At 60.5% G+C, this 10347-nt stretch carries 11 protein-coding genes and 1 pseudogene; 6 read left to right on the top strand and 6 right to left on the bottom strand.

Annotated elements, in window-relative coordinates; translation table 11 throughout:
* A pseudogene (locus tag KBY75_RS14775) lies at positions 1-409 on the bottom strand (photosystem II q(b) protein); the annotation flags it as partial.
* Between the two features lie 361 nt (positions 410-770).
* Between KBY75_RS14775 and KBY75_RS14770 the strand changes: the two are divergent.
* Positions 771-1040: a hypothetical protein gene (locus KBY75_RS14770; protein ID WP_254937217.1), complete on the top strand. Its 270-nt coding sequence runs from the start codon at positions 771-773 to the stop codon at positions 1038-1040.
* A 94-nt stretch (positions 1041-1134) separates the two neighbouring features.
* Here KBY75_RS14770 and KBY75_RS14765 read toward each other — a convergent pair whose 3' ends face one another.
* A complete protein-coding gene (locus KBY75_RS14765; RefSeq protein WP_255024491.1) occupies positions 1135-3321 on the bottom strand; it encodes a PhoX family phosphatase in 2187 nt (728 codons plus the stop codon).
* 7 nt (positions 3322-3328) lie between these two features.
* Positions 3329-4288, bottom strand: coding sequence for an esterase-like activity of phytase family protein (locus tag KBY75_RS14760; protein WP_255024490.1), 960 nt, complete (start codon positions 4286-4288; stop codon positions 3329-3331).
* Between the two features lie 186 nt (positions 4289-4474).
* Between KBY75_RS14760 and KBY75_RS14755 the strand changes: the two genes are divergently transcribed.
* The 5 genes from KBY75_RS14755 to KBY75_RS14735 all read left to right on the top strand — a co-directional run bounded on the left by KBY75_RS14755 (position 4475) and on the right by KBY75_RS14735 (position 7327).
* Positions 4475-5590, top strand: a complete 1116-nt coding sequence (locus tag KBY75_RS14755) for a RimK family alpha-L-glutamate ligase (RefSeq protein WP_255024489.1) — start codon at positions 4475-4477, stop codon at positions 5588-5590.
* Complete coding sequence (locus KBY75_RS14750; protein ID WP_255024488.1) at positions 5587-5793, top strand: Nif11-like leader peptide family natural product precursor; 207 nt, start codon at positions 5587-5589, stop codon at positions 5791-5793. Before KBY75_RS14755 ends, KBY75_RS14750 begins: the two co-directional genes overlap by 4 nt.
* A gap of 94 nt (positions 5794-5887) precedes the next feature.
* Positions 5888-6148, top strand: a complete 261-nt coding sequence (locus tag KBY75_RS14745) for a hypothetical protein (RefSeq protein ID WP_254936676.1) — start codon at positions 5888-5890, stop codon at positions 6146-6148.
* A 329-nt stretch (positions 6149-6477) separates the two neighbouring features.
* Positions 6478-6600 carry a high light inducible protein gene (locus KBY75_RS14740; RefSeq protein ID WP_255024487.1) on the top strand — a complete coding sequence of 41 codons (123 nt, stop codon included), beginning with the start codon at positions 6478-6480 and terminating at the stop codon, positions 6598-6600.
* A 298-nt stretch (positions 6601-6898) separates the two neighbouring features.
* Entirely contained in the window at positions 6899-7327 is a 429-nt protein-coding gene (locus KBY75_RS14735) for an EamA family transporter (protein WP_255024486.1), read from the top strand.
* 230 nt (positions 7328-7557) lie between these two features.
* Here the strand turns inward: KBY75_RS14735 and KBY75_RS14730 are convergent, their stop codons facing one another.
* The 3 genes from KBY75_RS14730 to KBY75_RS14720 all read right to left on the bottom strand — a co-directional run.
* Positions 7558-8676, bottom strand: coding sequence for an IS3 family transposase (locus tag KBY75_RS14730; RefSeq protein WP_255024485.1), 1119 nt, complete (start codon positions 8674-8676; stop codon positions 7558-7560).
* Positions 8640-9101 (bottom strand): helix-turn-helix domain-containing protein, encoded by a 462-nt coding sequence (locus KBY75_RS14725; RefSeq protein ID WP_255024484.1) that lies wholly within the window; start codon positions 9099-9101, stop codon positions 8640-8642. The genes KBY75_RS14730 and KBY75_RS14725 overlap by 37 nt, the downstream gene beginning before the upstream one ends.
* 259 nt (positions 9102-9360) lie before the next feature.
* A partial coding sequence (locus tag KBY75_RS14720; RefSeq protein WP_255024483.1) for a hypothetical protein occupies positions 9361-10347 on the bottom strand: 987 nt, incomplete at its 5' end.

Below are 10347 nucleotides of genomic sequence, written 5' to 3'. Positions count from 1 at the left end.
AGCGGTAGGAAAGCTCCCACTCGCGTCCCATGTAGGCGTAGATGCCGATCAGGAAGTGGAAGACCACCAGCTGGAAAGGACCACCGTTGTAGAGCCACTCATCGAGGCTGGCGGCTTCCCAGATGGGATAGAAGTGCAGGCCGATGGCGTTGCTGGAAGGAACAACAGCACCGGAGATGATGTTGTTGCCGTACATCAGGGAGCCAGCTACGGGCTCACGGATGCCGTCGATGTCGACAGGGGGTGCGGCAATGAAGGCCACGATGAAGCAGATGGTGGCAGCCAGAAGGCAGGGGATCATCAGCACACCGAACCAGCCCACATAAAGGCGGTTGTTGGTGGAGGTGACCCAGTCGCAAAACTGGTTCCACGCAGAAGCGCCTTGGCGCTGCTGAATAGTGGTTGTCATGAGAACGGCTTGGGGAAGGGCTTGCCTGACTCAGCCGAGAGGCTTTGCAGGAAAGCAGTAAGTAGATGCGGGGCGGGAAACCGCTCGCTCATCTGAACTTAACACCAATTCATATTTGCCACCCAACCCAAATGCGCAATTGGCCAGCAGCAGGACTGATGGCACCGATAAGCCCGGCTAATCAGTTCGTATCCGCTGGTCGATGTCCTCCATCTTCTTGAGCGCTGCTCGGCTTTCATGGACATTCCTCCTTTGATCTGGTGTGCAACCTCCTGGGGCCAGTCCTTGATCTGGTGCACCTTGATGTGCGTGGATGGACGTTCTTGGGTAGCTGCACCGCAAGGTGGGGCCAGCAAAGCCGATGACGCCTGAGCTCGCAAACTGCGTACTTGAGGGATTACTGCTGCTGCATGAGGAGCTGTCACAGGACCCTGAGTCGCCTTGGTACGTAGGCACACCAGATCAGACGCAGGTGCTTCACGACGAGCTCTGGATCTTGGCTGGAGAGCTCTACCCCCGCTCGAGCGCTGCCTTGGTAGATGCCTGGTACCGGGCTGGGCGCTCAGCGTTATTGCCGGTGAACTGCACCGGAGAGCTGTTCAGCAGCCGGCACCTCCAGCTGGTGGGTTGATTATTGGGCTGCTGCCTGCCCAAGGCACAGGAGCTCAGATATCAATCTATCCACGGCCTGGGCACGCCTCAAGGGATTGGCGTGGGCTGGGACCTCAGCTCAGCAAGGCCCTGCTGTCAAGTCGACGGATCGCTACGACCCCGGGCCTGGGCGGCCTGGCGGGTACCCCAGACGGCCAGTTAGAGCCGAGCGGCACCCAGCGCAGCTGTTCGAAGCGTTGACCATTTCGATCGACCAGGCTGTGGGCTTGGGCTTCCACCTCCTTGCCTTGGCGCACACCCTGGCCTTCACCAGGGTGCTGGACCGCCAGAAACAGCGTGCGGGCCTCGCTATCGAAGCAGGGCCCGCACAGCTCACACCCCACCGGACCGATCGCAAAGCAGAGGGCCTGGCCCGCCATTGCGCCTGCGCGCGGCAGCAGCCAGCAGCTGTTGTTGCCGAACACATCGAGGTCGGCACCCCCAGAGCGATCGGTCACCAGCCAGAGGTTGCCGGATGGGTCGAAGGCGAGGTTGTCGGGATGGCTAAAACCAAGCCCCCCCTCCCAGGGCAGGCCGCCAGCTGCCACCATCCGCCAGCGGAAGCTGGCGCCTCGGCTAGCGCCGCCATCGCTCAGCCGCATCACCCAACCGTGGGGCCAGAGGGATTCGCCTTTGGGGCCGCGGAAGACCGCCGGATCACTGCAGCCGCTGTCATCACGGCCCGCCGCCGTGAAAGCGATCAGCAGGTCGCCGTTGATCGGGTCGATATCAGTGTCTTCTGGCCTGGGGCAGGCGGTGGCGCCAGCGGCGTTGGCGGCCAGATGGGCATCGATCAGGATCGCCCCCTGCTGGCGCAGCTGCGCCTTCACGTCATCGCCGCCCAACGGGTAGAGATCGCCAAGGTTTTTGTAGCGGCTGCGGTAGGCCTGGAGTTCGGCATCGCTGTTAAGCGCTTCGCTGCCGCTGCGCTGGCGGTCGCTGTGGGGCAACACGGTTGGTTGCTGCCAGCCAAAGCGCTCGTAATGACTGGGGGATTGCGGTTGCACCGCTGTGGTGGCCTCCAGGGTGATCCAGGTGCCGCTGCCTTCCGCGTTGAAACGGGCCACCTCCAGGCGCCCCGCTGCAAACAGCCGCGAATTGGTGCGATCGAGCGGGTCTTGCACGAGCCCCTCACTGACAAAGCGGTAAAAATGGCCGCCATGGCGATCGCAGCCGGAGTACAGCACCAGCGGCTCACCAGGCCGGGTCACAACGGCAACGGCTTCATGGCGAAAGCGGCCCAGCAGGCTGTGCTTCACCGCGGGTTTACTTGGCTCGAGGGGGTCAAATTCCACCATCCAGCCGTACTTGTTGCCGGCTAGCCCAAAGGGATTACCGAGCCCGTCGAGGCGTGCACCATCCCAGCGGAACGGCCGCGCTTCTGGGAAAACCGCCGAGCCATCGGCATAGACGGCCTCGGGCACCTGCGACTGAAAGTTTTCCTCAGCGCTCAGCACGGTGCCCCAGGGGGTGGTGCCGCCAGCGCAATTGGCAAAAGTGCCGATGATCCGTTCGCCTAGGCCATCGCGGTAGCCAAGCGGCTGGCTGTGGCGAAACACCGCCGCCGCCGGACCGCTGCAGCGCATTGACTGCTCCTGCTGGCTGAGCCCGCTGAGCCCATCGATGCGCCGCTCATAGCGACTGCCGCCGAGGCGGCGCCAGCCTGAGCTCCCCTGCTCAAGCTCGAGCACGCCGATGCCGAGATCGGCCATGGCGGCGCGGGCCACGGCCTCGATCAGCGGCCGCAGTGGGTCGCTTGTAGCCAGGCTGGCCACGTCAATGCTGCCGCCGCGGCTGGCCAGGGCCTGCTGCAAAGGCTCCAGTGGCAGGGGGGTGCCCACGGCTTCTGAAAAACCTGCCGACCAGGTCTGCGGACTGATGTATTCGAAGTTGATGCTCAACAAGGCCCTGCCACTAGGCAGGGGCTGGAACGCGAGGTAGTCGTTGTTGAAGCCAAAGCGACCCGTGGCGAGAGGATCGCCCCAGACAGCGAGCAGCTCGGCTCGGTAACCCTCGGGAACCAGCAGTTTGTCGTCGACGTTGAAAGTCCGATAGATGCGCCGTTGCTCTGCCGCGCTCAGACCGTCAGCAGGCAAGGGCAGAGGTGCACGCACGGGCACAAAGGGCAGGGCAGCATTTCCTGCCGCCGTGCTGCTGCTGCGGACCTCAAGCTGCGGCAACAACATGGCAGCGGCGCTGCTGCCAGCACCGATGCCCAGCAATTCGAGTAGCTGGCGGCGTTTGAGCGCGGAGCGATTCATTGCTTTTTCATTGCTGGGGTGGTGCTGAGCAGCCCGGCAGCTGGCGCGGCACCAGCCGGGCAAGGTGTGAGCGTTGCAGGGGATTGAAGTTGTCGTCGCTCGCCAGCACCAAGCTTGGCCGGCCATCACCTAGGGGCGGAGCTGCCAGCAGCACTTCCCAGTTATCGGGAGCAAGACCGAGCTGCATCAGATTCCAGCTCATCAGTGGCGCCACGGGGGAAGCGTCGGGGTTGCTGGTTGCGTTGATTGTTAAGGCGCTGGCGGGATACAGCACCAGTCGCGCCTGCCACTGATCGGGTGCCGTAAACCGACGCCATAAACCGAGGAGTCCCTGCTTGGTGGCAAGCAGATCGGTGAGCCCCCAGCCTCCAGGTGGCAGGGCGAGGGGGCGCAGCTCTATAGGTTGCAAGACGCCGCTGGCATCGGGCGCCCAGCGCAGCAGCCGTACCCGATCGGGGGGATCTTGCAGCAGTGGCTTTTCCGCCGCCATCAACAAGGCCCCATCTGCTGGTGAACGGCTCAGGGACTCCGGGCCCCCATTGCTACGCAGTCCACGACTGGGTTGGAGGCGCCAATCTGGCGGCAGCTCCCGGCTACTCAAAAGCGAACCTGAAGCCATGTCGTAGCGGAGCAGCGCTGCAGGTTGCGCAGGTTGTTGCCGACCTTCAACGGCTACCCAAAAGTGATTGGCCTCAACCACCAGCCCTTCGCCATCCATGGGCTGCGGCTGCTTTAGCGGTAGCGGTGGCAGTGGCACCAGACCCTTCAGTCCGCCGGTTCGGAAGCCACGCCAGCGGCTGATGCTGCCGCGGGGAGCATCACTAAGCAGCCACAACTCATCAACTTCTGGGCGGTAGGCCCCGGCCGAGAAGCCGCCCCCCTGGCTCGATTCGATCAGCCGCTGCTCGACCACCTCCCAGCCGGCTGAGAGTGGACAAGGCAGGGGGATGGTGGTGGGTGCGTCCATGGCAAGTGCTCAGATCGACGCGGATATTTAGGTGGGGGTGGGCTTGAACTGGAACGACATCATGCCGATCACTTTCACCACCCGAATTGGATCAAGTGAGGTCCAGGTTCAGCAGAGTTTCAGCTCTAGCAGAGCTACTGCTTTTTTGCCTGTTGCGCCTGCAGCGTGTCCCTGTGCTGCACAGGCTTGGAGCCATGGCCTCGCCACAAGAAAAGTGAGTTTGTGGATGGGGCTGGCATGAATCTCTGGGTGCTTCAAAAGCGACCGACCGGAATGGTCGAGCCCTATGAGCTGACGCGGTTGCGGGAGGAGGCGCGCGCTCTTGACATCCGCTTTGAGACCGTCGCACCAGAAGAAATCGATTTAATCGTTAGCCGGGGTGGCCGGCGATCCATTCGGCGCTGCGGTTCTGAGGTTCAACTCCCCGATGTCTTGCTGCCCCGTACTGGTAGTGGCACGGATTACTTCTCATTGGCGATCCTGCGCCAGCTAGAGCACCTGGGTGTGGCTGTGGTCAATCCCAGCAGCGCCATCGAGGCAGTTAAGGACAAGCTCTATGCGCACCAGATTCTGGCCCAGAGCAATTTGCCGATCCCACGCACCATGCTGGTGCGCTTTCCAGTCGATACCAAGCTGGTCGCCCAACAGATTGGTTTCCCCTGTGTCATCAAGCTGCTGGTTGGCTCCTATGGCGACGGTGTTGTGCTTAGCCGTGACCCAGCCAGTTTCCGTGACCTAATGGAGCTGGTCTCCGGGCTAGATCGCTCCCAGAGCCTGATCTTGCAGCAATACATCGGGACAAGACCCGGAAAGGACCTGCGGGTATGGGTAATTGGCGGCCAGGTAATTGGTGCCATGTTGCGCAGCAGCACCGATGGCAGTTTCAAGGCAAACATCAGTAGGGGTGGTGATGGGCAGGCATTTCCGCTTAACCCAGAGCTGGAGCGACTAGCGCGCGATTCAGCCGCCGCCTTGAACCTCGACATAGCTGGTGTCGACCTGCTGTTTGATGGCGATGGTTACAGCATCTGCGAGGTCAATAGCGCCCCAGGCTTTCAGGGCTTTGAGACAGCCACGGGCCTTAACGTGGCTCGCCTAGTGCTTGAGCACTGCAGATCAAAAGTGCGGATATTGCCGCCAGTGCTTGAGCAAGGTCTGGCGCTGGCACCGCGGCACCAACCTCCAGGGCCCGAACTCCAAGCCCTTAAGGCACACGCCAATGCGCCGCAATGGTCCTCAGGGAACCTGGCATCAGGCTCCGGTTCACGCGAGGTTGATCCCATCTCTGTTTTGAGTAGATGAGCTGGTCTGATCTGGAGCGGTTGGTGGCCGATGCAGAAACCAACCCGGCGCTCCAGCAGGTCCTGCGCCAGTGCCATAGCCACCAGGAGCTGCTGCACACCGTCCGAAAACTGGGCTACCGGCTCACCAGAGCTGACCTGCAAAACGCCTGGATGGAGCACCACAACGCAGCGGAAGAGCAAGAAGCCTCTTTCGTGGTCTAGCCAGCCGCCTGCCCTAGCCAGCCCCCTGAGCCCTCTCGAGCCACGGAGCGAGGCTGGGCGCGGCAGCATGTAACGAAGTTGTTACATGGCTCTCATGACAGTCGGGGAAGTCTTTTTGGAGTCCATCTCTAGCGGTGTGATCACTGAGCATGAGATTTCCTGGGTTGCATCCCACCAAGGCGCCTTTGCCCGCCACGAGGAAGCCCTGGCGCTTCGGTTGGGGCGCTTGGTAGACGAGGGGCAGATCAACCTTGGTTGCCGCCTGCCGAGTCGCCTTGTCCAGCACAAGCTTGTGCTGAACGAATGGATCGAACCGCTGGGCCGGCGCCGCGGCAGGGCGGCCGTTTGCGCCTGACACCGCAGCAGCTCCCATGACTCAAGCCAAAACATTGCAGTACTGGCAAAACATGCGGATCGCCATGGAGGCGGCAGGGGCAACTTCAAGTGCCATCTACAAACGAGCACTGGCGATTACCCAGGGGCTTCCAGATCCCCTTGCCCCTCAGGATTCAGCTCGGTCGTAACGGCTAGCCCCCTTTCAGAGGCGGGGGACGCAGCTCCGGCGGCAGCACTCCCCGTCAGCCAGGGCAGATGCACGTATTTCTCCCCCTTGCTACGACCATTCACATCCTGTTACATTGGCCGTAACAATCCGTAACAGACAAGGCTGAGTCCGCTTCCCGCTTGGGTTTCGTTGCTTTTGCTGAGACTTGGAACGGCCGTCTGGCCATGCTCGGCTTTGTGATCGGTCTTGGCACCGAGCTCCTGACAGGTCAGGGCATCCTTTCCCAAATTGGTCTGGGTTGAGCGTCATGGAAACCGACTACACCGCTGCAATCTCCGTCGTTGCTCTGATCACCGCCGTGCTCTCGGCAATGACGATCTACGTGCTGAGCCGTCCTACGGACCTGGCTAAGAGGGTTTGATGATTTCTGCAATCACCATCGTTCTTATCGGTGCCTGGATTGTTGGTGCTCTCAACCAGGCGATTATTGCCGATTGAGCTTGTAGCTCTTGCTTAGCCAACATTTTTAAGTGGCTTGTGAACAGAAGTGTTGCCAGTGCGAATAGCCTTTGCTCGCAGCTTTCCAATGCAAGACGCCCCGTGCAGAACTGGCAGCTGTGGGCCGTAGCGGCCGCGCTCTCCGCAGCCGTCACCGCTCTATTGGTCAAAGTGGGCGTGCAGGGGGTGGATGCGGGGATGGCCACCCTGTTCCGCACCCTGGCCGTGGCGATTGTGCTGGCTCTTGTGCTGCTGGGAATTGGACGGCTCGATTGGCAGGAGCTGAGCCAGCTGCCCGCTCTCAGCCTGGGCGCTCTCGCCCTCTCCGGTCTGACGACAGGGGTGTCGTGGTTCTGCTACAGCCGAGCGCTGCAGCTGGGGCCCGTGGCTGGGGTGGCGGCGCTCGACAAGCTCAGTGTTGTGCTGATTGCCCTGCTGGCTCTGCTGCTGCTAGGTGAGCAGCTCGATCTCAAGGCCTGGCTCGGTGTGGTGCTGATGGCTATAGGCGCTGCCTTGGTGGCCTGGGTCTAGTTCGCCAGCCACAGAGATCTAGTGGCAGCAGGCATGGCGGATCAAGCTGGTTGGCCCAACCTGCGGAGAGCCTGCTGCTGCCAAAGCCAGAGAGGGCAGCATCCTTTTACTTAGCCCAACGGCCTGATCTGCACAATCGCCGCACGCAGCTCGAACCGATTGAGTCTGGGCCACCAGCGGCAAGGCAGGAGCGGTGACTTTCAGGAAAGGTGTCACTCCTTGGCTGCCGTTCAGGCGGCCTGCATCAACGGTAGCTTCTGTTCCAGGTCGTGATCATCTGGCTGATTGATCCAGACCACCTCCGGTTGACGCCAACACCTAGTTGATCGTGACCAACGCCTTGGATGGCGCTGGCGGGCCTGTTTGTACACGACAGAACGGTGCCTGCAGATCTCCGTAGCCTGACCATCGTGACGTTGCTGGGGCGTCACGAATTTGATGCCGCTGTGCCGGTGCCGATGGTTGTACCAGTCGACGAACTCAGCGACCCACTGACAGGCTTGCTCTTTGGAGGCAAAGGGCTTGCGGGGGTAATCAGGCCGATACTTCACGGTCCTGAACAGGGATTCTGAGTACGGGTTGTCGTTTGAGACCCTTGGCCGTGAGAACGACCTGAGTACGCCCAGCTCCTCCAGCCGGCTCTCCAGCGTGGCCGCACGCATGGCGTTGCCGTTATCGGCGTGCAGGATTAGCGGCTGCTTTCGCCCCTTACTGATCCGCTCCCTCAAACAAGCCCTACTCACCAGATCCGCTGCAATGGCTGGATTCTCGCGCTCATCCACATCCCAGGCCACGACCTTGCGGCTCCAGACGTCGATCACCAGGTAGATGTACAGCCAGATCCCTCGCACGGTGGTCGGCAAATAGGTGATGTCCCAGCTCCATACCTGATTCGCTCCTGCGGCCCGGAGCCTTGGCACCGCTCTTGGTTCCTGTGGTGGCCGTGCTCGACCGCGACGGTGAACCTGGCCGTGGGCGTGGAGCACTCGGTAGAAGCTGCTCTCTGAGCCGATGTACAGCCCCTGATCTGCCAGTGCTGGCACGATCTGACCGGGTGGCAGTGCGGCGTACTGCAGCTGGTTGCAGGTCAGCAGGATTCGCTGACGCTCTTCCTCGCTCAGCCTGTGCAAGACACGGCGTGGACTGCCTTTACGTCGATCGTGACCAACGCCATCACCGATCACGGCCTTCCGCCAGCGCTTGAGCGTGCGCAGACAGATGCCGATCTCGCTGCAGGCGCTGACTAGGCCCGCACCAGCGGCATGAGCCTCGCTGATCAGCTCGATCGCCTTGCGCCGGTGAACGGCGCTGGTCAGCCTTCCGCGTCCTCCGAGCAGAAGGCTTCCCACTTTTTTCGCAGCACCAGCAAGGCCGCCATCTCCGCCATGGCTTTCTCCTTGCGCTGCAGCTCTTTCTTGAGGGCCTTGATTTCTCGCTGGTCTTGGGCACGGAGCTTCTCCAGCTCCTTCTGCTCTTTCAAGGTGAGCAATGGCTTTTCATTGGCATCCTGAGCCGCCTGACGCCAACGCTCCACCTGCTCCGGATACAGGCCCCGTTCCCGGCAGTAGGCACTGAGCTCGGTGGCGTTCAGGCCAGCGGTCTCGAGTACCACCGTGAACTTGTCAGCAGCGCTCCATCCTTCTGGTTCCTTCTCGGATGCCGGCACCACCTCTCCCTGCAACCGCCAGGTCTTCCTCCAGTTGTAGAGGGTGACCACGTGAATGCCCAGCTCTGCTGAGATCTGAGCCACGCTCTGCCTGTGAGGCGGACTCATCCGCCTCCTCACATCAGCTTTAACGGCCTCGCTGTAACGACGCATTGGTCATGCCCTCAAGCCCCCGGGTATACTGATCACAGGGGTGACAACTTTCCTCAAACCGGGGGATGGGGACTCTCAAGCGCCCTGGATCGATCTCCGTGGGTGGGGGCACGGCACCACAGTGGACCGAAATCGGTGTCCACTCTCTTGAAGAATATGTCCGTGCACCCCGCTTGTCTTGGTCATTTCCTTGGGCAGCACCGTTAATGCTTCGTCAGATGTAGTTACCCGTTGGTAAGAATGAATGATCAGTGCCTGGAGAGCGGAGGATCCACCCATCCCCGTCAATGTCGATTGCTAGATCTCGCATAGCGGAAGCTAGTGAGCTAAATGTGTGTTGATCTTTCCTGGTAATGTCGATCAGCCTTTGATTGTCAAAGATTTGGGCTTCATGTTCATTGTTGTTTAGTTGTTTGCTGATGTACGACTTGGGCTGATTGGGCTTTGCTGGCCAGCTTTTGAAATTTGTAAGCCTATCAAAACTTAGGCTTGTGACGCGTTTAGCGCTCCGCTCTGACGTGTTTAGTTGAGGAATCAGCTGGTCTTCCATTGTGACCGCCGTGATGCTGTCAAATTCGATAACGCTAAACATCCTGTTCTCCCCGTTGAGGTCGTTCCATTGACCCGCATCTCCGAATCCAGCTCCATCAGGGTATAGATAAGGCCAGTTTTCCATGCCAAGTGCCAAGTGGTCTTGCTCAATCGTTCCTCCACCATTGTCAGGCTCCTGCCCAAGTTGTCCGGATCCCCACTCAGTTCTGTTCAGTGCAATCTGTGCATTCGTCTTAGACCAGCGCCAGTCTCCTTCGCTGGTTGCGTCTGAACCTCCGATCCATACGTAAGAAGAGTTTCCTCCATCACTTGCATAGCTGATGTCGTACGGGGGATTCCCATTAATTGTATGGCCGTTAAACCAATTGGTAACCAGATCAAACAGCGCATCGTTTTCCTCTGTGCCTGATATCTCTGCTAGGTATCCACCCGATGTCAGGGCGTTTGTACGTGCATCCGTCCAGCTGCGGTTGTTGATAGAAAGGGCGTAAGTATGATTGTTGTAGTTTCCCAAAAGATATAGATCAGTCGATGCGTTGGTAACGGAGCGAGCGGAGAAGGAAGCGAGGTCGTTACCGGCGGCATCTTCTATGACGCCTGAGGAGTCGTTAGCAGAGGAGGCGTCTGTGTAGGCGAGTGTGACGGCTTG

The sequence above is a fragment of the Cyanobium sp. T1G-Tous genome (assembly GCF_024345455.1).
Taxonomy (GTDB): domain Bacteria; phylum Cyanobacteriota; class Cyanobacteriia; order PCC-6307; family Cyanobiaceae; genus Cyanobium_A.
This window is presented reverse-complemented; position numbering and strand designations above follow the sequence as displayed.

Coding starts and splice junctions, on each gene's coding strand:
- KBY75_RS14760 (WP_255024490.1), bottom strand. CDS start 4,288: ATGGACGCACCCACCACCATCCCCCTGCCTTGTCCACTCTCAGCCGGC.
- KBY75_RS14745 (WP_254936676.1), top strand. CDS start 5,888: ATGACAGTCGGGGAAGTCTTTTTGGAGTCCATCTCTAGCGGTGTGATC.
- KBY75_RS14765 (WP_255024491.1), bottom strand. CDS start 3,321: ATGAATCGCTCCGCGCTCAAACGCCGCCAGCTACTCGAATTGCTGGGC.
- KBY75_RS14750 (WP_255024488.1), top strand. CDS start 5,587: ATGAGCTGGTCTGATCTGGAGCGGTTGGTGGCCGATGCAGAAACCAAC.
- KBY75_RS14770 (WP_254937217.1), top strand. CDS start 771: ATGACGCCTGAGCTCGCAAACTGCGTACTTGAGGGATTACTGCTGCTG.
- KBY75_RS14725 (WP_255024484.1), bottom strand. CDS start 9,101: ATGAGTCCGCCTCACAGGCAGAGCGTGGCTCAGATCTCAGCAGAGCTG.